A 21,960-nucleotide genomic window follows, 5' to 3' on the forward strand; every position below is an offset into this window, starting at 1 on the left:
GCCGAAGCGCGTGCTTCGGCCGGCCGGGAAACGCGGATACGGCCCCGGACGGACAACCATCCAGCAAGGTGAAACAATTGGTTTATTACCGGAACTCGGGCCATCGGTGAGGGTCTGTGCTCCTCGCCTGCAGATTGACGAAACAACAGCTAAGATGCGGGATAAAAATGGCGGATAGTGTTTACCATACGGCACCGGATAGCCATGCCGCCGAGCATGTTCCGTGCCGCGCCGCCGCAGATACCACGCCGCCGACACTGCTTTGGGAGCACGACACAATGCGCAACGACATTGAGCCCCGCCACGAAATGCCCTGGCGTATCGAGGACATCGACCTCACCCGTATCGACCGTCAGCGCGCCGTCGCCAACGAAGACTTGCTGCTGTTGCTGTGCGCCGCGTCGTTCATCGAGAGCGGCTCGGATCTCTACACGAGCAACCTGAGCAAGTTCTTTCACGACGACCCGGAAGTTTCCGCCTGGCTGAACAGCGCATGGGAGCCGGAAGAGTTGCAGCACGGCCGCGCGCTGAAGACCTACATCGGCTACGTCTGGCCGGAGTTCGACTGGGACACGGCGTTTCGTAATTTCTTCGAGGAGTATTCGAAGACCTGCTCGGTGGAGGGCTTCGAGAAGAGCCGCGCGCTCGAGATGGTCGCGCGCTGCGTGGTCGAGACCGGCACGGCCACGCTGTACCGCGCGATCGGCGAATGCTCGGACGAGCCGGTGCTCAAGGAGATCACCGACAACATCCGGATCGACGAAGTGCGCCACTACAAGTACTTCTTTCGCTACTTCAAGAAGTACAACAAGGTCGAGGGCCACGGGCGCCTCGCCGTGCTCGGGGCGCTGATGCGCCGCGTGCTCGAAATCCGCAACGAGGATTCGGAGATCGCGCTGCGCCACGTGTTCGCGATCCGTTACCCGGACCGCGTCAACGATTCCGCCTACAACCGCGAGCGTGCGGCGCGCGTGAACGCGCTCGTGCGGCGCAATCTCTCGGCGGACATGTGCGTGAAAATGCTGCTCAAGCCGCTCGACTTGCCCGCGAAGATCCAGCCGGGCGTGCATTACCCGCTCGCCAAGCTGACGCAGCACGTGTTTTTCCGCTGAAAACGGCCGGCGGTTCGCGAAGTCCGTGGCCGACGAGGCCGAGGCCCGCCTGATTCCGGAGCCCGCGCGACGCGGGCTCTTTCCTCTTTCTTTTGTGCAGACCCGGTGGTGCTTGCCGATAGGGGAGCCTTGCGATGACCGATTCGAGCGCCCGTGCGCATCCGGCGCAGCGACAGGCATTCGATGAATGGCCGCGGACTTTGCTGGACTGGTTCGATGGCACCGCGCTCGAGCGCAAGCTCGGCTTCACCGCCTCGCTCGTCACGGGCCGCGCCGACGGCCGGATCGGCACGTCATTGCTCGGCATCGGCGAGTGCTATGCGCCCGATTCCCGCGCGCTGTGCTTCGCCGTGTGGGCGGGATCGCGCACGGCTGCCACGCTGGCCGCAGGCGCGCCGGCAGCGCTGACGTTCGTGTTCGACGAGGCGTTTTATCAGGTGCAGCTCGACGTAGCCGCCATGCGGTCCGTACCGGCCGCGCAGCACGCCGGCCTCGCCTGCTTTCGCGGCGTGCTGGCGTCGGGCGAGGCGCAACGCGTGCCTTACGCGCGGCTGACGTCCGGCATGACGTTCGAACTCGAGGAGAATCGGCGCGACGAGGTGCTCGAGCGCTGGCGCGCCCAGATCGCGTGGTTGCGCGAGGCGGTTTCGGCCGCGTGAGCGCGCAGCGCAGCCGAACGGCCGCGCTGCGCTCCGAAGAAGCGCCGACTAGCGTTCGCGCGGCTCGTCGCCGTTGCGGCCGGCCTTGCCGGCCGGCCGGCCGCCGAGCAGCGCGCCCGGATTGGCTTGCGGCGCTTGCGGCTTGTGTTGCTGCGGACGGGCGGACGGACCGTCGTGCGCCGCATGATGCGCGCGATCGTGATCGCGTGCCGGGTCGCGCCGGGCGGATTCGTGGCGGCCGTGACCGTTGCCCGTCGCGCCTTTCGCGTGCGGCTTCGCCGGCTGACCCGATCCGCCCGCCGGTCTCGCGGGACGGTTGCCCGAATTGTTGGGCGCGCCAGCCGGTTTCTGCGCGCGCCGGCCCGGGCCGCCGGCTCCGTTCGCCACGCCGGCCGACCGCCCCGCGTTGCCCTGACCCCCTGCCTGTGCCGGCTTGGCCGCCGGCGGGTTGTTCCGTCGTTCGGACTGGCCCGATGCGCGCTCCTGTCCCTGGCGCGGCGCCCGCCCGCCGCCGCCCTGGCCGCGTCGTAGCTGGATCGGCTCCGGCTTCGCGTTCGGGTCCGGCTCGAAGCCCGCGATGACTTCCTGCGGGATGCTGCGCTTGATGAGCTTCTCGATGTCGCGCAGCAGTTGCAACTCGTCGACGCAGACGAGCGACACCGCTTCGCCCGTCGCGCCCGCGCGGCCCGTGCGGCCGATCCGGTGAACGTAGTCCTCGGGCACGTTCGGCAGGTCGAAGTTGACGACGTGCGGCAACTGGTCGATGTCGATGCCGCGCGCGGCGATGTCGGTCGCGACGAGCACCTGCAGCGTACCGTCCTTGAATTCGGCAAGCGCGCGCGTGCGGGCCGACTGGCTCTTGTTGCCGTGAATCGCCATCGCGCTGATGCCGTCCTTTTCCAGTTGCTCGGCAAGGCGGTTCGCGCCGTGCTTCGTGCGCGTGAACACGAGCACCTGGAACCAGTTGTGCTCGCGAATCAGGTGCGTGAGCAGCTCGCGCTTGCGGTCGCGGTCCACGGGGTGGATCTTCTGCGCGACCGTTTCGGCGGTCGTGTTGCGGCGCGCGACCTCGATGAGCGCGGGCGAATCGAGCAGATTGTCGGCGAGCGCCTTGATCTCGTCGGAGAAGGTCGCCGAGAACAGCAGGTTTTGGCGCTGCGCGGGCAGCCGCGCGAGCACGCGCTTGATGTCGTGGATGAAGCCCATGTCGAGCATCCGGTCGGCCTCGTCGAGCACGAGGATCTCCAGTTGCGACACGTCGATGGTCTTCTGCTGCATGTGATCGAGCAGGCGGCCCGGCGTCGCGACGACGATGTCGACGCCGCGCCTGAGCGCATCGATCTGCGGGTTGATGCCGACGCCGCCGAACATTACCGTCGACTTCAGCTTCAGATGCTTGCCGTAGGCGCGCACGCTTTCCTCGACCTGGGCGGCGAGCTCGCGCGTCGGCGTGAGGATCAGCGCGCGCACGACGCGCTTGCCGCCCGGCGCGGGGGGCATGGTGGAGAGGCGTTGCAGGATCGGCAGCGTGAAGCCGGCCGTCTTGCCGGTGCCGGTCTGCGCGCCGGCGAGCAGGTCGCCGCCGCCGAGCACGGCCGGAATGGCCTGGGCCTGGATCGGCGTCGGCGTGGTGTAGCCCAGTTCGTGAACGGCGCGGACAAGCGGTTCGGACAGGCCGAGGGAATCGAAAGACATGAGATACCTGTTAGTTTCATGCAATGAGTGTCGCGAGCGGCGAGAACGCCTTGCCGCGGCACGCGTCGCCACGGCGGCCCGTCCTGTGAAGGACGGACGTGTGGGCCGGCGCGGGGACACGCGACGAGTCGCAGCGCGAGGCGGGACGAAAGGCCCGCGCATCGCTCGACGGGGCGGCACGCCAGTGCGCGTGCCGAAGATCGGCCGTCCATGCAGACAGGCCATCGGGCATCAAGTTGCATCGCATCGCCGCGGACACTGCGGCGGCGGCGCGATGGGCGGGGTCGGACGCATCACGAGGGAGCGGACTCGACACCGTGCGGACATCCGCCTGCCGGTCGGGCCGGCGGCCCGACTCGCGGGCTGCGCGGCGCAACGGGCGCAGACGGAGTATAACCGCCCGAAATTAACGGGGGATGAAACGACGCGAAGCCCGGCTCGCACGATGGCGCGGGACGGGCTCCGGCGAGTCGACACTATATCAGGAGCGCGGCCTTCGCGTGGGGCTGGGCGCGGGTCGGTCGCTTCGTCGTGTCGGCGCTCGGGCCTGCCTGCGCGAACGGGCACTGCCGGCCATGCGGCGTCGCCCGGCCCGCGGGATCGGCCGGAATTCCCATCCGTGGAGTGAGAAAGGAAAAGACGAGGCGGGACGAGGCAGCGAGCGGGTGCGCCGAGCCCTACTCGTAGCCGAGCCGGTGGCTCAGAATGGGCGCGCAGAACAGCGCGATCGCGCAGCCGGCTGCCTTGCCTTCGATCGCGGCGAGCGCGTAGGGCACGTGAGGGTGCATGAACAATCCCGGCACCTGCGGCAGGCAGTAGAGCGCGGCGAGCCCGATGAAGACCCGCTCGACCGTGGCGATGCGCCAGCCCTGCGTGCGCGCGACGGCCGCCGCAATGATGCGCAGCAGGCCGAACGCGACCAGCGCGCCGACGGCGGTCTGCTCGCGGATCAGGTAATCAGGAAGCCAGTCGCTCATGCTTTGTCCCTACGGCGGCAGGAAGCCGTCCTCCCGGGCGGATTTAGCAAGTGTTGGGCCAGTGCGCGGCCGCGGTTCCGGCCGGCGTCGTTTTGTCTCGTTCAGACGATATTGTGGCATCGGGTCGGCGTGTTTGCCGCCTCGGAGCGCGTAAATTTTTCACCGAAAGCGTTGCGCGGCTGAAACAGGCAGGCGGTTTTCCGCCACGGCGGGCGGGGCGCGGCGTCGCGGCCGGCCGCGCCCCGCCTGGCTTTGACCGGTGTTTCGGGCGCCGGAGCCGGCGGTTTCAGTCGTGAACAGGACCGGCGGCGGGCTTGCGGGCGTCGAGCCGCAAAAAACGCGTTCGGGCGTTCGGAGGCAAAGCGCTTTCCGCTTTGCCCCGGCCGGTTCGGTATGCTCCGCCGGCCATGGGGCCGCCCCCGGCAGTCTTCGCCGGCGCGGGTCGGCGGACGGCGGACGGCGGACGGCGGGCGGCGGGCGGCGGACGGCGGACGGGCGGATCGGGGCGGGAGCGTCCGGTTGCTTCGCCGGCGCGCACATTTGTTCGCGTTCGACCGGTAAAAAGGCGGGCCAAATCGTATCAAATGGGATACGCCACGCCATCGGGGATCAAAAAATCATGCCGACGCTCGTTCACGAGACCGATCTTGCCGCACCGATCCATCGCTCCCAGGGGAGGAGCGGCGGTCGGGCGATCGCGTCCTCCGCCGCGGCCAGCCGTTTTTTCCCGGCTTCGAGAGCGGGCCGGCAGAACGCCCCCGACGGGCACCAGCGGTTCGAGCTGTTCGCCGAAACGCCCGGCGAGATCGCCGAGCCCGAGGACGGGATGCGTCGCGCATTCCGGCTCGCCCATCCGCTGCTGAACGACGCGGCGAGCGGCCGGACCCAGGCGTTCTGGGTTCGCGACATGGCAGCGTGGGCCGCGATCGGCAGCGGCCACTATCCGCATCTGAAGGAGATCAGCCAGCGTCACCAGAATCTCGGCGACGCCGGTATGCGCGAGTTGGCTGCCGCGCTGCGCAATCTGAAGGGCGAGCTGACCGAGCTCGATCTGAGCCACAACGACATCGGCGACGCGGGTGCGCGCGAGCTCGCGGCGGCGCTGCGCGAATCGGCCTTCCCCGTGGCCTCGCTCCTGCTCGCCTCCAACGGCATCGGCGACGCGGGCGTGCGCGAGCTGGCCGCCTTGTTGCGCGATCCGCGCTGCGGGCTGATCGCGCTGAAGCTCGGCGACAACGCGTTCGGCGAAGGCGGCGCCCGGGCGCTGGCCGCCGCGCTGCGCGATGCGGCCTGCCGGCTCGCCCTGCTCTCGCTCAATTACAACGGCATCGGCGATGCGGGCGCCTATGCGCTGGCCGCCGGCCTCGAACATCCGCATTGCAGGCTGACTTCGCTCGGCCTGCGCCGAAGCCGCATGGGCGACGGCGGCATACAGGCGCTTGCCGCGGCGCTGCGCGCGCCGCACGACGGGCTGCCGCCGATCGAGCTCGACCTTGGCGACAACCGCATCGGTGCCGCGGGCGTGCGCGAACTCGTCGCCACGTTGCGCGATCCGGCAGGCAGGCTCGTTTCGCTGGATCTCGACGGCGCGCGCGTGGACGACGAAGTGGTCCGCACGCTGGCCGCCGCGCTGCGCAGGCCCGCTTGCCGGCTGAGGCGGCTCGGCCTGAGCGACAACGGCATCACCGTGGCGTCGATGCCGGACCTCGTCGCTGCGCTTTGCGATCCGGGCGGCAGACTCGTCGAGCTGAACCTGTGCGTCAACGACATCGGCGACGCCGGCGCGGGCGCGCTGGCCGTCGCGCTGCGCAGCCCGCAGGGCCGGCTGGCCTCGCTCGGCCTCGCACTGAACAACATCGGCGAGGCCGGGGTGCGGGAACTGGCCACAGCGCTTTGCGATCCGCGCGGCGGTTCCGTTCCGCTCAGCCTGAACTTGAGCTACAACCGCATCGACGACGCCGGCGCCCGGGTGCTGGCCGACGCGCTGCGCAATCCGGCCTGCCGGCTCGGCTCGCTGGACCTGAGCGGCAGCGATGTGAGCGACGCCGGCGCGCGTGCGCTGGCGGCGGCATTGCGCGATCCGGGCTGCCGGCTGGCCTCGCTGACGCTCAGGGGCAGCGACGCGCTCGACGACGAGGGCGTGCGCGCGCTGGCTGTCGCATTCTGCGATTCGGGCTGCACGCTCGACATGCTCGACGTGAGTTCCGCCAACATCAGCGAACTGCTTCGGCACGAACTGCGGCGGCTGGACCTCGAGCCGCTTGGCAAGACGATGAGGGTTTGACAGGAGGACGGCCGCGGCATCGCGTCGGCCGGGCAGGGGGAAGGTGGAGCGGGGCGCGGACGACCGTGCCCCGCAAGGCCTTTCGTCGCGAACGGCAGCGACGTCTCGTGACGCCGCCGCGCGATCGATCCATTTCAGTCAGTCGATACGGCGAAACTCGCCGCTCAGGGCACGAGCCATAGCGCTGCCGCGTAGATGACGAGCGAGACGACGAAGGTCACGGCCGTATAGCCCATTACGCGCTGAATCCGGATGCCGGCAATCGCGACGACCGGCACGGCCCAGAACGGTTGCAGCATGTTCGACACGTTCTCGGCCATCGCCACGCCCATCGCGGTGCGCGGCACCGAGGCGTGCAGGCTCAGCGCCGCGGGCAGGACGAACGGTCCCTGCACGGCCCAGTGGCCGCCCGCGCTCGGCACCAGCAGCGTGATGATGAGCGAGCTCAGGTAGCTCCAGAGCGGCAGCGTGACGGGCGAGGCGATCGTCACGAACGCCTTGGCGATCATCGAGGCGAGACCGGTGCCGTGCATGATGCCCATGATGCCGCCGTAGACCGGATACTGCAGCAGCATCGAGCCGGTCTGGCGCGCCGCGCGCCGGATCGCGTCGGCATAGCCGATCGGCGTGCGCTGCAGCGCGAGTCCGATCAGCAGGAAGATCAGGATCGTCGTGTTGATGTCGAGGTCGAAGCCCGTCGCGTGCCAGGTCATCGCGAGGTAGCCGACGCCGAGCGCGAGCAGCAGCAGCGTGCCGAGCATCGACTGCTCGAGGCGCGTCGCGAACGAGGCGGGGCCGGCGGCGCGCGTGTGGGGATCGGCGTCGGCCGTCGCGGTGTCGGGCTCGCGCGCGTTGTCGAACGCGACGACGTGTTCGGGTTTCGGGTGCATCCTGATGAAGATGACCGTCATGACGACGACCACGAGCACGGTCGGCACGAAGACGAACGGCGCGAACACGGTGGTGGAGAGCGGCACGATGTGGCCCGTCGCCTTTTCGACGAGGTTCAGCGCGTTGCCGCGCGACGCCTGGGACAGCGCGATCGAGCTCGACAGCCCGCTGTTGCAGATCGACCAGGCGGAGTAGCTGCCGGCGACGAGCCACGCGAAATCGACCTTCACGCGCCGCGCGATTTCGCGCGAGAGCAGCGCGCCGACGATGAGCCCGAGTCCCCAGTTGAGCCACGCCGCGACGGCGACGACCGGAAACACGAGCAGCGCGGCGCGGGCAGGGGTCTGCACCGTCGAGGCGAGCTTGCGCAGGCCGCGCTGGACGATGGGCGCGTCGGCGATCGCGTAGCCGGTCGCGAGAATCAGGATCATCTGCAGCGCGAAGCCGAGAATGCCGAAGGTGCCGTCGTACCAGGACTTGAGCAGCGTCGGCACCGTGCCGTGCGGCGCAATGGCCAGCGCCAGCACGCCGACCACGAGAGTCAGACCGATCGACAGCACGAAAGGATCGGGCATGACGCGCTCGAACACGTAGACGAGGCCGGCTACGATGCCTTGCCGTTCGGCGGGATGCGCGATAGCGGGGTAAGTGTCTCGATTCATGGTTATAGCTCTTCGATGCCGCGCGGCCGACATGGACGGCCGGCGCAGGCGCGACCGGCGCGGTGCGCCGGCCGGCGGGATGTTCCCGGGCGGTGGGGCCGGTCTTTACCCTGTGTCTGATCTCCAATCGGCACGCCCGTCTGCCCTGCCGCCATCGCGAAGCTCGCCGGCCTGCGCGTCCGATGCGCGTCGGGCCGGCTTCCGGCAGGGTAAGCGGCGGTCGTGTCGCCCTCTGATTCTGATGTTCGTATATAGAACAAGCATTCGATTTACGAACAAGCTATTATTCGTTGCCTCCGTCGCGGCTGTCAAGGCTGCGAAGCGGGGCCGGGCCGGCGGTCCGACAGGGCTGCCGAGGCCGCCGAAAACCCGCTTGCCCGATCCTGAATTCCTCATCGACGCCTGCCGTCCTCGCATGCCTGCGCGCGGACTCTCCGTATAACGCCCGTATTGCCTCGCTCGATTTATAAAGGCATCCGAATTATCGGGAAGAAATCGGAAATGATTCGATCGGCCGGATTTTCATGGGGATTTTTCCCGAAAAACGCCTTTTCTCCAGCCGACATTCCTTGACAATAAACGCCGGGAAATTTGTTAGTCTGATTTTCAGGGAGCAGCGTCGCCGGCGACACGGCCAACGGCGTGAAGACAGTTTCATCTTCCCGGAACGACAACGACAGGAGAGTTGAATCATGCTGAATTGGATCGTGAAATGGGCTTCGCACCACGCGCCTTCTCCCGAAAGGCAGGCTGAAAGCGCGTTGATCGAGTTGCGCATGGAATTGTTCCGGGCCGAGCAGCGCGTGCTCGATGCCCAGATCCATGCCGATTACTACCGGTCGCGCATCGCGTTCTGCGAAGAGGTGCTCAAGAAAGGCATCGAGCAGGTCTACGACTATCGCAACGATCAGCACGAGACCTTCCAGGCGCCGCGGCCCAGCCTGAAGCTGACGGCCGCGCAATGAGCGCGGACGGCGTCTGCCCGGCCGCGGGCGGGCAGGCTGATCATTCTTGACAGTCTTGCCCGGCTAAATCGGATATATAAGTCCCTGTATTGCCGTTAATTCAGGTCAATCGAAATTTACCGATTTTTTTATTGACGGTACGGTCGGGATGAGTCATTCGAAATTCGTCGGCAGAGGGGTCGTTCGGGAGATCGGCGTCTGTCGCGACAGGGTCGTGCTGGACCTCGCCTGTCTGCGCTCGGGCAGCGCGGTCGACAGCGAAGGCCGGTATGTCGCGATGTTTTCCGCCGACCAGATTCACGAACTCATCTCGAAGCTGAACCAGTCGCTGCTCGAAATCGAGGCGGATGCGTCGTGGCGCGACCGGGAACAGGTCCGGTAGCGCATCGGGAAAGCCCCGGCTCCGCGCGCAGTCCGACCGGAGCGACGTACCGGAAATCACCGTTTTTCGTCCTCGCGACGCCGGCTTCGCCCCGCCCTGTCGGCGGCGGGCTCGCGGTCGGCGGGGCGATCGAGTTCATGCATTTCAAACACGCCATCATCGAATTCTTCCGCGGTGGCCGGAGCGGGGATCGGCCGGTGAGGCCGTTCCGACGCTTCGTGCTGAACCTCAAGCGCGACCGTCATGCCTGGGCGGCGCTCGAGGCCTATGCGGACGCCTGCGAGTCCGACGCGCCGGGCCTGGCTCACGCGCTGCGCGCGCAGCGGCGCGAGCAGTCGGACCGGCTCACGCACTGCGCGCCGACCGTGCTGCGGGTGTTCAGCCTCGCGCAGACCGCGGCGGCGGACCAGTCCGACTACGCGCATTCGGCCTGGGAGCACGTGCGTCGACACCTGATCGCCGTGCTCGAAGAGGCGCCGTCCGCGCGCGAGAAGGGCGTGGACGACGCGCAGCCGCTATCGCGCTCGCCCGTTGTCCGGTTGCCCGTCAATCGGGGTTCGTGAGATGCTTGCCGCAGCGACGGGATAGGCCCGCGCCGCTCACTGTGCGTGGAAAACATTCATCAAGCATGTGCCGACGAGCCTGGAAACGGTGCCAGGCCCGTCGGCTGGACGGCGGCCGCATCTGGCCGTCGCCTGGCGGTTCGGCAAGGGCACGAGGCCCGTCGCCGGACGACGACAACAGATAACAAATTCGCGTGTGGAGCATTATGAGAATTGCAGCTCTGGATGACGATCCGGCACAGACGGAGTTCGTCTGTCAGACCCTGGCGGCAGCCGGGCACGTGTGCCACGCGTTCGCCAAGGGCGCGGACCTGCTCAAGCAGTTGCGCCGCGAGTCGTTCGACCTGCTGGTGCTCGACTGGAGCATTCCCGACATCGGCGGCGACGAGGTGCTGCGCTGGGTGCGCCAGAACCTGCCGGCCCGCCTGCCGATGCTGTTCATGACCGGCCGCAGCCGCGAGACAGACATCGCGCAGATGCTCAACAACGGCGCCGACGACTACGTGGTGAAGCCCGTCGCCGCCTCGGTGCTGCTCGCGCGCGTGGGCTCGCTGCTGCGCCGCGCCTACGAGTATCACGCGCCGGCGCCGAAGGAGACGTTCGGCCCGTACGAGTTCGATCTCAAGAGCCGCCAGGTCAGGGTGAAGGAGCAGCAGCTCACGCTGCCGCAAAAGGAGTTCGAGCTGGCCTTGCTGTTGTTCCAGCACCTCGGTCAGCCGCTCTCGCGCGCGCATATCCTTGACGTGATCTGGAAGCAGTCGGAGGATATCCCGTCGCGGACGATCGACACGCATGTGTCGACGCTGCGCTCGAGGCTCGGCCTGCGCCCAGAGAATGGCTACAGGCTGATGCCGATCTATGGTTACGGATACCGCCTGGAACAGGTGGAAAGAGAGAACGGGTGATGACGGGGGAGTGCGAGCCGCTGACGGCGCGACGGAACACGGGACGCCGGGCGGCAGCCGGCCCGCAGAAATTGCACGGATTTTTCCTGGACCGGGCGGCGGCATCGCCGCTTCTCGTCTGCGCCTTCGCGCTCGGCGCGCCGCTGGCGGCGCACGCGCAAAGCGCGTCGGCTCCATCGCGCGGCACCATCGCCTACACGACGCAACCCGGCGATTCGCTCTATAACGTCGCGGACCGCTACCTCGCCGATCCGGGCGACTGGACCGCGCTCGCGCGCCTCAACCGGGTCGGCACGCCCGAGCATCTGCAGCCGGGCCACACGCTGCGCCTGCCCGTCGCGCTGCTTCGCCAGGTCAGCCAGGCCGCCGGCGTGCTCGCGACGAGCGGCCCCGCGAGCCGGTCCTGGCGCAACGGACCTTTCCTGCCGCTCATCGAGGGCTCGAGTCTCGTCGAGGGCGATCGCATCCAGACCGGCGACGAAGGGTTCGCCACGCTCGAATTGCCCGACGGCACGCACCTCGTCATCCTGCCCAATTCGCTCGTCGAGATCGGCACGCTGCGCCAGACGGTACTGACGGGCTCCGTCGACCGCGTGATGAATTTGCGCCGCGGCGAGGTGGACAGCGAGGTCACGCACGCGACGAAGAAGGACGACCGCTTCCAGATCCGCTCGCCCTCGGTCGTGGCGGGCGTGCGCGGCACGCGCTTCCGGGTCGACTACGCCGACAACGGCTCGACGGCCGTCGAAGTGCTCGACGGCGCCGTCGGCGTCGACAACGCGCGCGCGGCGCCCGCGCGCGGCGTGCCGTTGCAGGCGTCCACGCAACTCGTGACGGCGCGTCACGGCAGCCTGACGCCGGCCGGCGCGGCCGTGGGCAGTCCGCGCCTGCTGCTCGACGAGCCCACGCTGATCCGGGCCGCGCGGGTCCAGTCCGACGCCGACGTCTACTTCGACGTCAAGCCGCTCGACGGCGCGCACGGCTACCGCGTGCAGATCGGGCGCGACGCCGGTCTGCTCGACCTGATCCGCGACGTCCGGTCCGACGGGACGCACGTCGTCGTCGGTCCGCTGCCCGACGGCACCTACTTCGTGCGCGTGAGCGCCATCGACGCCGACGGTCTCGAAGGCATGCCCGCCACCTACGCGTTCGAGCGCCGCCGGTTCTCGCTGTCGGCGTCGGCCGGCGCCGCCGGCGCGCACAATTACGTCTTCCGCTGGATGGCCGGCCGCTCGGCGAGCCCGACGCACTACCGCTTCGTGCTCTCCGCGTCGAAGGATCTGCACGCGCCGCTCGTGGACCGTTCCGATCTGCCCGGCAACGCGCTGACCGTGAGCAATCTGGCGCATGGCGTCTATTACTGGACCGTGATCGCCGAGCAGTTCGACCACGGCCGTTTCTATCAGAAGGTCGGCGCCGTCCAGTCGTTCAGGATCGAACAGTAATATGGAGGGCGGATGAGCGTCAGGCTGCTCGCGCGCCTTGGCCGCTCCGTCGGGCATCGTTTCCTGTTCGAGTGGGGCGGCACTGTCTGCGTCGGCGTGGCCGCGCTGCTGCTCGGCATTTTCTGCCATCTGACCGCGAGCGCCGATCATCTGGTCTACGACGTCTGGCTCAGGCTGCATCCGCGGGCCGTGTCGCCCGACATCGTGGTCGTCGACATCGATAACGCCAGCGTCGCCGCGCTCGGCCGCTGGCCCTGGCCGCGCAGCATCCACGCGAAGCTCGTCGACCGGCTGGCCGACGACGGCGCGGCCGCGATCGTCTATGACGTGCTGTTCACCGAGCCCTCGCCCGACGACGCGCAGTTCGCCCGCGCGCTCGCGCGGCGCCCTTCGTTCCTGCCCGTCCTGCTCGAGCCCGCCGACGAGACGGGGCGGCGCGACGTCGTGCTGCCCGTCGCGTCGCTCGGCGCGGCCGCGGCCGGGCGCGGCCACATCAATCTCGAGGTGGACGGCGACGGCGTCGTGCGCAGCGTCGCGCTTTTCGAGGGCGACGACCGTTCGCGCTGGCCGCAACTGATGCTGTCCGTCTGGCGCGCGGTCCGCTCGGGCGCCGTGCCGGTCGGGACGAGCGGCGCGGCCGTCCGGCGCACGCTCGCGGCCACGACGGCCGGCGGCGCCGACAGCGAGGCGCGCGTGCTGATTCCGTTCAGCGGCCGCGCCGAGTCCTACCGCCATTTCTCGTTCGCCGACGTCCTCGCCGGCCGCGTGCCGCCCGATCAACTGCGCGGTCGCGTGGTGCTGGTCGGCGCGACGGCCTCGGGGCTCTACGACCGCTTCTCGACGCCGCTCTCGGGCGACCTGGGCCCGATGCCCGGCGTCTACATCCACGCGAACGTGCTCGACATGCTGCTCAACGGCACGGCCATCGAGCCCGCCGCGCCGCATTGGGTCGCGCTGGCCTCGCTCGTGCTGCTCGCGACGATGCTGGCCTGCCTGCCCGTGCTCTCGCCGCTGCGCACGCTGCTGCTGACGGCCGGGCTCTGTCTCGCCGCGCTGGCGGGCAGCTCGGCCCTGCTGTTCGTCCTGCAGATCTGGTTCTCGCCCGTGCCGGCGATGCTCGCGCTCGTCGTCGTCTACCTGGCCTGGAGCTGGCGGCGGCTCGAGATGACGATGTCCTATCTGCGCAAGGAACTGCGCCGGCTTGCCGACGAGCCGTATCTGCTGCCCGAGGCGCCCGCCATGCAGAAGGGCGAGTTCGGCAGCGATCCGCTCGCCCAGCAGATGATGCTGATGGCCCAGGCCGCGCAGCGGCTGCAGGACATGCGGCGCTTTGTCTGGGACAGCCTCGACAGCGTGCCCGAGCCGATTCTCGTGGCCGACCTGCACGGTGTCGTGCTGATCGCCAACCATGCGGCGCGCGAATACTTCGCACGCCTGAATGCGGGCGCCGCCGAGGGGCGCCGCATGCAGGAGGCGTTCGGCGGCCTCGCGCTCGTCAAGACCATCGACGCGAGCACCGACGCGGCGGCGCTCGCGCTCAAGGCGTGGCCGGCCCTGCTCGACCCCGCGCGCAGCGAGTTCGCCGCGCTGATGGCCGAGGGCATCGAGGTGCGCGACGTCAACGACCACGAGCACGTGCTGCGCTACGCGCGCTGCACCAACGCGCAGGGGCTCGACATCGGCTGGATCGCGGGCCTCTTCGACGTGACCGCGCTGCGCGACGCCGAGCGGCAGCGCGAGGACGCCCTGCGGCTGCTCTCGCACGACATGCGCTCGCCCCAGGCGTCGATCCTCGCGCTGATCGAGACCGAGCGCGAGCGCGGCACGATCGGCACGGGCCCGGCGTACGACGCGATGGCGCGCATCGAGCGCTACGCGCGGCGCGCGCTCGTGCTCGCCGACGATTTCGTGCAGCTCGCGCGGGCCGAATCGCAGGCCTATGCGTTCGAGCCGACGAGCCTCGCCGAACTGCTGATCGACGCGAGCGACGAGGTCTGGCCGCAGGCCCAGGCGAAGGGCATCCAGATCGACGTGCCGCTCGGCGCGGGCGGCACGGCCAGCGCCGGCTGGGTGCACGCCGACCGGTCGCTGATGGCCCGCGCCCTCGTGAACGTGCTGAACAATGCGGTAAAGTACAGTCCGCCCGCCACGCGGATCGTCTGCACGATCGGCGCGGCGCGGGGCATGCCGGCGCGCGTGGTCTGCTCGATTAGCGACCAGGGCTACGGCATCGCACCCGAGGATCAGGCGAGGCTGTTCGAGCCGTTCAGGCGGTTTCACGAGAAGGGCCGGCCGGAAGTGGAGGGCGTGGGGCTCGGCATGGTGTTCGTGAAGACCGTCGTTTCGCGGCACGGCGGCGACGTCTTCGTCGAAAGCGAGCCGGGCAAGGGCACGACGCTGACGTTCTCGCTGCCCGGGCTCGATGCGCCGTCCGTCTGATCCGTTGTGCCGTTCCCCGTTACCGATGAGGCTTGCGTGAAGAATCTGCTGACGACCTGTTCCTTGCTGGGCGCCCTGCTGCTGGCCGGCTGCGCGGGCATAACGACCGACGTGCACACGCTCGGGATGCAACAGACGCCGCAGGGGGCGCTGACCTGGCGCTTCGTCAGCGTGCCGGACGACGGCGCGAGCCCGAGCCCCGACAGCGCACCCTACGCGGCGCTCGTGCGCGACGGTCTCGCGCAGCGCGGCTTCACCGAGGACCCGAAGGGGACCGTGCATTATCTGGTCGCCGTGGAGTACGAGACGCATCCGGCTTCGGTTCATGTCGCCGAGACGGGGTGCAGTGCCGCCCCGGGCGGTTGCGGCACGCAAGCGAGCGCCGGGCTGTCGTGGTTCGGCAAGTCCTACGAGCACTCGATGACGCTGCGCCTGCTGGCCTTGCCGGGCGGCGACGAGGTCTACCGCGTCAGCACGGCAAGGCGCGATCACGACCCCGATCCGCAGCACGCCATGCCGTATCTCGTGGCCGGCGCGCTGGCGCAGTTTCCGTATGCCGGCGCTTCCGACTGGCGCGTGAAGTTCCGCAGCGACGGGCACGGCGGCACGCCGCAGATCGTATCGGTGAAGCCCGTTACCGACGGGCAGTGAGTTTGCCGGCGCGCCGGCGCCGCCGGCCCCCGCTTGCCTGGGGCCGCGCCCGATCCGGCGGTCTAATGGCGGCGTTTGCCCAGCGGGTCTGGCGGCAGCAGCGGTTCTTGCGGCGGCAGGACCGACCGGCAGTGGGCGATCCAGCTCGCGGCGAACAGCACGGCCAGCACCATGGCGATGACGATCGCGATCCGCAGGTCGGTGAAGTAAGGGTAGGGGTAGTCGGCCATGGCGCTTACCCCATCAGCAGGATGATGAAGCCGATCAGCGGCGGCCAGACGACGGCCAGGCCGAGCGTAAGCCGCATGTCGTAAGAGACGCGCATTGTTATTTCTCCCCGATTCCCCGTTTATATTTCGCCGAGCTTAGGCGAGTTTTCACCGTTCTGTAGTCAACAATTGTCAGGGGGCGGTCCGGCATTGCCCGACTGTGCTCTGAATCCGTGTACCCAACTGTTTCTTTTTTGCGCCCTCGAACGGGCGCGAGAATGGGCGCGTTTTCATCCGTATCCCGCACGCGCGTTTCCGCCGGCGCCTGTCTTTCCGCTTTCTATTTTTACCGATTATTTCCAGGCGGTTCGCCGGTTTAAAAGCACGCAACCGGATTATCGCAGCGATTTTATAAAATCAATACGCCCAACATTATCGTTTCGTTAAATATAATTAACTGTTTTGTTTCTGGTGGCGGAATTAATATCGCCGTCAAGGATGTTTCGAATACGGGACTTCCGGGTGGCCTGATTTGTTTTTAAAGGCCTCGATATTATTTTGATCACTGGATTATCGAGAATGGCGCGCGCCCGACGAATGGGCCGCCGTTCCGATGACCGAAGGAAACGAAACATGACTGACCTGTCGCGACGCAAGATGCTGGTCGGTGCCGCAGCCTCCGCCGCCGCGCTGGGCGTGGCCGCCACGGCGAAGGCGGCTTCGTTCGGCAACCCCGATCATCCGGCCGAAGGCGCCATCAACGCGAAAAGCCCGACGAGCCTGAGCGACCCGGGACCGCAGAATCCGGCGCTCGCCGGCCAATTTCCCTCGACGCAAAATCCGCCGCCGACCGACGTCAACGGCATGTCGGAATTCTGGGCGTCTTTCAATAACGCACCCAAACGCATTCAGAACGGCGGCTGGGCCCGCCAGGTAACCCAGGACGATTTCGCGATTTCCGCCGACATTTCCGGCGTGAATATGCGCCTCGCGCAAAACGGCATTCGCGAAATGCACTGGCACCAGCAGGCGGAATGGGCGGTCATGCTCGACGGCCATTGCCGCGTGACCGTGATCGACGAATTGGGCCGGCCGCAGGTCGCCGACGTGAAAACCGGCGATCTCTGGTATTTCCCGGCGGGGCTGCCCCATTCGCTGCAGGGCATCGGCTCGACCGGCGCCGAATTCCTGATCGCGTTCGACAATGGGCGGGCGTCCGAATTCAACACGCTGCTGCTCACCGACTGGATCGCGCACACGCCGCCCGAGGTGCTCGCGAAGAACTTCGGCGTGCCGGCCGACTCGTTCAGGAACATTCCCGTCGACAACCTCTGGATTTTCCAGGGCGAGGACCCGGGTCCGCTCGCGTCCGACCAGGCGGCCGTGAAGTCGCCGCGCGGCGCGCCTCCGCATCCGTTCGTCTTTTCGCTCGGCGACTCGAAGCCGGTGCGCCAGACGGCGGGCGGCATGGTGCAGATCGCCGACAGTACCAACTTCACTGTGTCGACGACCGTCGCGGCGGCGCTCGTCACCGTGAAGCCGGGCGCCATGCGCGAGCTGCACTGGCATCCGAACGCCGACGAATGGCAGTACTACATCAAGGGCCAGGGCCGCATGACCGTGTTCGACACGGGTCCGAAGGCGATCACCAACGACTTCCGCGCGGGCGACATCGGCTACGTGAAGAAGAGCCTCGGGCATTACGTGGAGAACACGGGCGACACCGATCTCGTGTTCATGGAGATCTTCAAGTCCGACCACTACGCCGAGGTCTCGCTGTCCGACTGGCTGACGCACACGCCGCCGCAGATGGTCATGGAGCATCTGAACATCAGCCCGGACGTGCTCGCGAAGTTCCCGAACAACCGGCCCGACGTGGTGCCGGTCTGACGGCCCGGGCGGGGCGTCCGGCGGGCCGGGACGCGCGGCGGCGGCCGGCCGCTCCCGCGCGGACCCGACGGCCCGCGCCTCGCGCCGACGCGGCCACGGCCGCCCTGCACACTGAACACGAGATACCAGCATGCCACCCATTCTCAAGCTGATTCAGGCGAACGCCGCGCCGATGAGCGGCGCGACCGAGCGGACGGAGCGCGCCGCGCGCGAGGCCATGAACGGACGCCGCACGGGCCTGCGCGCCTTCCTGCCATTCGTCGGGCCGGCCGTGATCGCCTCGGTCGGATACATGGACCCGGGCAACTTCGCGACCAACATCCAGGCCGGCTCCACGACGGGCTACGAACTGCTGTGGGTCGTGGCGCTCGCGAGCCTCGTGGCGATGCTGTTCCAGGCGATGTCGGCGAAGCTCGGCATCGTCACCGGCCGCAATCTCGCGGAGCTGTGCCGCGACCAATTTCCCCGACCCGTGGTGCTCGGCATGTGGGGCGCCTCGGAAGCCGCCGCGATGGCCACCGACATCGCCGAGTTCCTCGGCGGCGCGCTCGGCGTCTCGCTGCTCTTTCACGTTTCGATGTTCGCCGGCATGGTCGTCACGGGCCTCGTCACGTCGGCGATCCTGATGCTCGACCGCGGCGGGTTCCGGCCGCTCGAAATCGCGATCGCACTGCTCGTCGCGACGATCGGGCTCAGCTACGTCTGCGAACTCGCCGTCGCGCCGCCCGACTGGCACGCGGCGCTCGTGGGCACCGTCGTGCCGCGCCTGCACGGCGCGTCCTCCGTCACGCTGGCCGTCGGCATCATCGGCGCGACCATCATGCCGCACACGCTTTACCTGCATTCCGGGCTCACGCAGCACCGCACGCCGGCCCGCAACGAAACGGAGCGACGCCGGCTGCTTTCGTTCTCGAACCGCGAGGTGCTCGTCGCGCTCGGCATCGCCGGCTTCGTGAATCTCGCGATGGTCATGATGGCGGCGTCCGCGTTCAGCAAGTCGGCGCCCGGCATCTCGGACATCGGCGTGGCCTACCACGCGCTCGTTCCGCTCCTCGGCGTCGGCGCGGCCACCGTGTTCCTCGTTTCGCTGATGGCCTCGGGCATGTCGAGCTCGGCCGTCGGCACGATGGCGGGCCAGGTCATCATGCAGGGCTTCGTCGACTTCCGGATTCCGGTCTGGACGCGCCGTATCGTGACGATGGTGCCGGCGTTCGTCATCGGCCTCAATTGCGACACGGTGAACGCGATGGTCATCAGCCAGGTGGTGCTGAGCTTCCTGCTGCCGCTGCCGCTCGTCGCGCTCGTCGTGCTGTCGTCGCGGCGCGCCGTGATGGGCCGCTACGTGGCCGGCAAGGCGACGATCTGCATGGCCGCGCTCGCCACGGCGGCGATCGTCGCGCTGAACGTCGTCCTCGTCTGGCAGGCGCTAGCCTGATGCGGCCTGGGCCGGCGACTCTGGAAACGCGAATTCTGGTTGAAACTTAAGGAGAACGACAGATGGGATCGTTGAGTATCGGACACTGGCTGATCGTGCTGGCCATCGTTTCGCTGCTGTTCGGCACGCGCAAGCTCAGGACGCTCGGCGGCGACCTCGGCACCGCGATCAAGGGATTCAAGGACGGCATGCGCGACGACGACACGGCCGCCGATGCCGCTGTACCGTTTCGGGCGGAGGCGGGCGCGGCCCCGGCAGCGGCGGGCACCGCCGCCGGGGCGAACGAGGCGGCGCGTCCGGCCACGTCCGGCGAGCGCGAGGCGGCGGCCCACTAAGCTCGCGATGGCCGCGGACCGTTCGGCGTGTGGCCATCGCGGACCGGCGGCGAGGCGCGGCGATGCAGACGATGCCGCCCTTGTCCCCGTTGCCGCGCCGTCCCGGTCGTCAGCCGGCGACCGCCTGCGCGAGTTCCGAGATGCGCATCGCGCCTTCTTCGAGCAGGAAGAGCCGGAAGGCTTCGGCAACCGGTTCGAGCCGCTTGTCGGTGCGATGGACGATGCGCCAGGGCCGCGTCCACGGCGAATCGTCGACGTCGAGCACGCTGAGCATGCCCGCGCGCACTTCGAATTCGACCGTATGCGCCGACACGAAGCTGATGCCCATGCCCGCGATGACGGCCTGCTTGATCGTCTCGGTGCTCCTGAATTCGAGCGTGTCCTTCAGGTCGAGCCTGCCGCCGAGGCATTGCTCGAACGCGTTCCAGGTGTCCGAGCCGCGCTCGCGCACGATGAAGCGCTCGTTGGCGAGCTCGGACAGGGTGATCGGCGCGCGGCCCGCCAGACGGTGGCGCGGCGGCGCGACGATCAGGAACGCATGCGGCGCGAACGGCTCGCTGACGATGCGCGGATCGGTCGGTTCGCCGACCATCACGGCGAGATCGATGCGATTCTCGTCGAGGCGGCGCAGCAGGTCGTCGCGATTCTCCACGATGAGCTGGGGTTCGACGCCGCAGTGCTGGCCGACGAATTCGGCGACGAGCTTCGGGAAGAAGTAGATGCCCGCGCTGATAACGCCGATGTTGAGCTGGCCGCCCTCGCCGCTGCGGATTTTCGCGAGGCTTTCCTCGGCTTCCTGTACGCAGCGGATGATGGCCTGGCTGTAGCGGAGCATTTCCTGTCCCGCCGAGGTCAGGTAGATCTTCTTGCCGAGCTGCTCGAACAGCGCGATGCCCGCGTGCTCCTCGAGATGCTTGATCTGCACGGATACCGCGGGCGGGGACAGATTCAGCTCGTCGGCGGCTCTCGAAAAGCTGAGGCGGCGGGCGACGGTCTCGAAGGTTTTTATCTGACGAAAGGTGGCGTTTTTCACGGCGTCTCACAATGCATGACCACGACGGCCGGGACGACGCGGCGCAGCCGGACGGACCCTCGCGCCGGCTTCTCACTCGCGCGTCACGCGGGCGATCCGCCTGTCTCCCTGGGGGACAGCCCGCGTTGTGCCGGCGATCTTCGATACACGAATTCGCAGCAACATAAACCAACACAATTCAACACAAACCAATACAAATAATCTGCACACCGACATATGTGCGTGCATGTGCGGCAGTATGCCACGCGACGGAATTCGTGATGACTGCTCCCTCGCCCTGGGCAGGGCTGGCCGATCCGGCGCGAGATAGACGGATGCGTGAGGCGGGCGTTATTGCGCCCGGGGACGAGACGCCTGGGCGCTTCCCGATGAGGCGATGGCATGAGACGTGCTGCAAGTCGGCGTGAGCCTGAGCAGCGCGGGCCAGCGCCGGGCCCAGTCGCCGTCGTGCGTGAGGCCGGATACGACCTGCATCTGCGCGCAATGCAGGCCCGTCGCATCGGCGGAATCGACGAAGCGCCGTGCCACGTCGGGCGGCACCACTTCGTCGTCGGCGCTGGCGAAATGCAACTGCGGAATCGCCGCCACGCGCGCCGCGTAATCGATCGGATTCAGCGATTCCGGCATCGGCGAGACGTGATGCAACCGGTTCACGAACGCGTCGTCGAGATTGCCGGCCACGGTCCGGATCGACGCCACGTCGGTGCGGCGCGCCGCCACGAGCACCGCGATCGCCGCGCCGCCCGAATAGCCGGTCAGGTTGATGGGCTGGCCCGGCGTGCGTGCGGCAAGCCGGCTCACCGCGTCGTCTATCGACGCCACCACCGCCGGCGCGAAACGCCGGCCCGTCCACCAGGCAATGCCGCAGCGCGGGTTCGACGCCATCGGCGTGAACTGGCACGGGCGGGCGAGATACGCGACGTTCGGCGCCGGGTCTGCCGCCGCCAGCGCGAGGCCCGTTGCCGCGAGCGGCGTCGGGTCCAACGACGGTTCGCTGCGCGAGACCCAGGCCAGGCCGTCGCCTTCGATGTAGAGGTCGAGCGGCGCGTCGGGACGCGTGATGCGCGTGAACGCCGTCAGGACGAAGCCGTCCGCCGCTATCTGTTCGCGTTCGAGTCCGGCGGGTTTCGCGAGGGCATCGGCGTGCGCGTTGCGGTCGAGCGGGGCGCAGCCGCTGGCGAGCAGGCCGCAGGCCAGGACGGAAAGCAGCAGGGCTGCCGGGGAGCGCGGACGCGGGAGCGGTGGACGCGACACGCTAATTCTGAGCCAGAGCCGCGAAGTGGCCGAGCGCGTCGGCCAGGCTCGAGATGGCGCTGGCCCAGTCGCCGCGGGCGGGCTGGCGGAACAGGCGCAGCGACGGATACCAGGGCGAGTCGTCGCGCCCGAGCAGCCAGCGCCAGTCGGGCACGAACGGCAGCAGGACCCAGG

At 68.3% G+C, this 21,960-nt stretch carries 18 protein-coding genes and 2 pseudogenes; 13 read left to right on the plus strand and 7 right to left on the minus strand.

Annotated features, from left to right (window positions below; genetic code table 11):
• The first annotated feature begins 278 nt into the window (after positions 1 to 278).
• Both CY652_RS15070 and CY652_RS15075 read left to right on the plus strand, forming a co-directional pair.
• Positions 279 to 1,112 carry a ferritin-like domain-containing protein gene (locus CY652_RS15070; RefSeq protein WP_102131514.1) on the plus strand — a complete coding sequence of 278 codons (834 nt, stop codon included), beginning with the start codon at positions 279 to 281 and terminating at the stop codon, positions 1,110 to 1,112.
• 134 nt (positions 1,113 to 1,246) lie between these two features.
• Positions 1,247 to 1,771 carry a hypothetical protein gene (locus tag CY652_RS15075; RefSeq protein ID WP_102131515.1) on the plus strand — a complete coding sequence of 175 codons (525 nt, stop codon included), beginning with the start codon at positions 1,247 to 1,249 and terminating at the stop codon, positions 1,769 to 1,771.
• A 48-nt stretch (positions 1,772 to 1,819) separates the two neighbouring features.
• Here CY652_RS15075 and CY652_RS15080 read toward each other — a convergent pair whose 3' ends face one another.
• Together CY652_RS15080 and CY652_RS15085 are read right to left on the minus strand one after the other, a co-directional pair.
• On the minus strand, positions 1,820 to 3,466 hold the full coding sequence (locus CY652_RS15080; protein ID WP_102131516.1) for a DEAD/DEAH box helicase: 1,647 nt from the start codon (positions 3,464 to 3,466) through the stop codon (positions 1,820 to 1,822).
• 677 nt (positions 3,467 to 4,143) lie between these two features.
• A complete protein-coding gene (locus CY652_RS15085; protein ID WP_102131517.1) occupies positions 4,144 to 4,443 on the minus strand; it encodes a hypothetical protein in 300 nt (99 codons plus the stop codon).
• Positions 4,444 to 5,062: 619 nt separating this feature from the next.
• Between CY652_RS15085 and CY652_RS15090 the strand changes: the two genes are divergently transcribed.
• Entirely contained in the window at positions 5,063 to 6,727 is a 1,665-nt protein-coding gene (locus CY652_RS15090) for a hypothetical protein (protein ID WP_102131518.1), read from the plus strand.
• Positions 6,728 to 6,891: 164 nt separating this feature from the next.
• Here CY652_RS15090 and CY652_RS15095 read toward each other — a convergent pair whose 3' ends face one another.
• Entirely contained in the window at positions 6,892 to 8,280 is a 1,389-nt protein-coding gene (locus CY652_RS15095) for a TIGR00366 family protein (RefSeq protein ID WP_102131519.1), read from the minus strand.
• A 692-nt stretch (positions 8,281 to 8,972) separates the two neighbouring features.
• Here CY652_RS15095 and CY652_RS15100 point away from each other — a divergent pair.
• The 7 genes from CY652_RS15100 (at position 8,973) to CY652_RS15130 (ending at position 15,630) form a co-directional block, all read left to right on the plus strand.
• A complete protein-coding gene (locus CY652_RS15100) occupies positions 8,973 to 9,245 on the plus strand; it encodes a hypothetical protein (RefSeq protein WP_102131520.1) in 273 nt (90 codons plus the stop codon).
• 148 nt (positions 9,246 to 9,393) lie between these two features.
• Positions 9,394 to 9,627, plus strand: a complete 234-nt coding sequence (locus CY652_RS15105; protein WP_102131521.1) for a hypothetical protein — start codon at positions 9,394 to 9,396, stop codon at positions 9,625 to 9,627.
• Between the two features lie 197 nt (positions 9,628 to 9,824).
• On the plus strand, positions 9,825 to 10,190 hold the full coding sequence (locus CY652_RS15110; RefSeq protein ID WP_180970618.1) for a hypothetical protein: 366 nt from the start codon (positions 9,825 to 9,827) through the stop codon (positions 10,188 to 10,190).
• Positions 10,191 to 10,396: 206 nt separating this feature from the next.
• A complete protein-coding gene (locus CY652_RS15115) occupies positions 10,397 to 11,095 on the plus strand; it encodes a response regulator transcription factor (protein WP_102131523.1) in 699 nt (232 codons plus the stop codon).
• Entirely contained in the window at positions 11,095 to 12,540 is a 1,446-nt protein-coding gene (locus CY652_RS15120; RefSeq protein ID WP_102131524.1) for a FecR domain-containing protein, read from the plus strand. The genes CY652_RS15115 and CY652_RS15120 overlap by 1 nt, the downstream gene beginning before the upstream one ends.
• Before the next feature lie 12 nt (positions 12,541 to 12,552).
• Positions 12,553 to 14,979, plus strand: a complete 2,427-nt coding sequence (locus tag CY652_RS15125; RefSeq protein ID WP_102131525.1) for a CHASE2 domain-containing protein — start codon at positions 12,553 to 12,555, stop codon at positions 14,977 to 14,979.
• Between the two features lie 36 nt (positions 14,980 to 15,015).
• Entirely contained in the window at positions 15,016 to 15,630 is a 615-nt protein-coding gene (locus CY652_RS15130) for a DUF4136 domain-containing protein (protein ID WP_102131526.1), read from the plus strand.
• Positions 15,631 to 15,692: 62 nt separating this feature from the next.
• Here the strand turns inward: CY652_RS15130 and CY652_RS24515 are convergent, their stop codons facing one another.
• A complete protein-coding gene (locus CY652_RS24515) occupies positions 15,693 to 15,860 on the minus strand; it encodes a hypothetical protein (RefSeq protein ID WP_180970620.1) in 168 nt (55 codons plus the stop codon).
• Between the two features lie 612 nt (positions 15,861 to 16,472).
• Between CY652_RS24515 and CY652_RS15135 the strand changes: the two genes are divergently transcribed.
• The 3 genes and pseudogenes from CY652_RS15135 to tatA all read left to right on the plus strand — a co-directional run.
• Positions 16,473 to 17,729: an oxalate decarboxylase family bicupin gene (locus CY652_RS15135; RefSeq protein ID WP_102131527.1), complete on the plus strand. Its 1,257-nt coding sequence runs from the start codon at positions 16,473 to 16,475 to the stop codon at positions 17,727 to 17,729.
• A gap of 130 nt (positions 17,730 to 17,859) precedes the next feature.
• Complete coding sequence (locus CY652_RS15140) at positions 17,860 to 19,164, plus strand: Nramp family divalent metal transporter (protein WP_102131528.1); 1,305 nt, start codon at positions 17,860 to 17,862, stop codon at positions 19,162 to 19,164.
• 62 nt (positions 19,165 to 19,226) lie between these two features.
• Positions 19,227 to 19,389, plus strand: a pseudogene (gene tatA / locus CY652_RS24875) (Sec-independent protein translocase subunit TatA); the annotation flags it as partial.
• 219 nt (positions 19,390 to 19,608) lie between these two features.
• Here the strand turns inward: tatA and CY652_RS15150 are convergent.
• The 3 genes and pseudogenes from CY652_RS15150 to CY652_RS24880 form a co-directional block, all read right to left on the minus strand.
• Positions 19,609 to 20,532, minus strand: a complete 924-nt coding sequence (locus CY652_RS15150) for a LysR family transcriptional regulator (protein WP_102131530.1) — start codon at positions 20,530 to 20,532, stop codon at positions 19,609 to 19,611.
• 330 nt (positions 20,533 to 20,862) lie between these two features.
• Entirely contained in the window at positions 20,863 to 21,744 is an 882-nt protein-coding gene (locus tag CY652_RS15155; RefSeq protein WP_258002329.1) for an alpha/beta hydrolase, read from the minus strand.
• A 43-nt stretch (positions 21,745 to 21,787) separates the two neighbouring features.
• A pseudogene (locus CY652_RS24880) lies at positions 21,788 to 21,960 on the minus strand (glycosyl transferase family 8); the annotation flags it as partial.

The sequence above is a fragment of the Burkholderia sp. WAC0059 genome (assembly GCF_002870125.1).
GTDB lineage: Bacteria > Pseudomonadota > Gammaproteobacteria > Burkholderiales > Burkholderiaceae > Paraburkholderia.

Bases quoted from the DNA above. Each gene is read 5' to 3' on its own strand.
- CY652_RS15070 (WP_102131514.1), top strand. From the start codon at position 279: ATGCGCAACGACATTGAGCCCCGCCACGAAATGCCCTGGCGTATCGAG.
- CY652_RS15075 (WP_102131515.1), top strand. From the start codon at position 1,247: ATGACCGATTCGAGCGCCCGTGCGCATCCGGCGCAGCGACAGGCATTC.
- CY652_RS15080 (WP_102131516.1), bottom strand. From the start codon at position 3,466: ATGTCTTTCGATTCCCTCGGCCTGTCCGAACCGCTTGTCCGCGCCGTT.
- CY652_RS15085 (WP_102131517.1), bottom strand. From the start codon at position 4,443: ATGAGCGACTGGCTTCCTGATTACCTGATCCGCGAGCAGACCGCCGTC.
- CY652_RS15090 (WP_102131518.1), top strand. From the start codon at position 5,063: ATGCCGACGCTCGTTCACGAGACCGATCTTGCCGCACCGATCCATCGC.
- CY652_RS15095 (WP_102131519.1), bottom strand. From the start codon at position 8,280: ATGAATCGAGACACTTACCCCGCTATCGCGCATCCCGCCGAACGGCAA.
- CY652_RS15100 (WP_102131520.1), top strand. From the start codon at position 8,973: ATGCTGAATTGGATCGTGAAATGGGCTTCGCACCACGCGCCTTCTCCC.
- CY652_RS15105 (WP_102131521.1), top strand. From the start codon at position 9,394: ATGAGTCATTCGAAATTCGTCGGCAGAGGGGTCGTTCGGGAGATCGGC.
- CY652_RS15115 (WP_102131523.1), top strand. From the start codon at position 10,397: ATGAGAATTGCAGCTCTGGATGACGATCCGGCACAGACGGAGTTCGTC.
- CY652_RS15120 (WP_102131524.1), top strand. From the start codon at position 11,095: ATGACGGGGGAGTGCGAGCCGCTGACGGCGCGACGGAACACGGGACGC.
- CY652_RS15125 (WP_102131525.1), top strand. From the start codon at position 12,553: ATGAGCGTCAGGCTGCTCGCGCGCCTTGGCCGCTCCGTCGGGCATCGT.
- CY652_RS24515 (WP_180970620.1), bottom strand. From the start codon at position 15,860: ATGGCCGACTACCCCTACCCTTACTTCACCGACCTGCGGATCGCGATC.
- CY652_RS15135 (WP_102131527.1), top strand. From the start codon at position 16,473: ATGACTGACCTGTCGCGACGCAAGATGCTGGTCGGTGCCGCAGCCTCC.
- CY652_RS15140 (WP_102131528.1), top strand. From the start codon at position 17,860: ATGCCACCCATTCTCAAGCTGATTCAGGCGAACGCCGCGCCGATGAGC.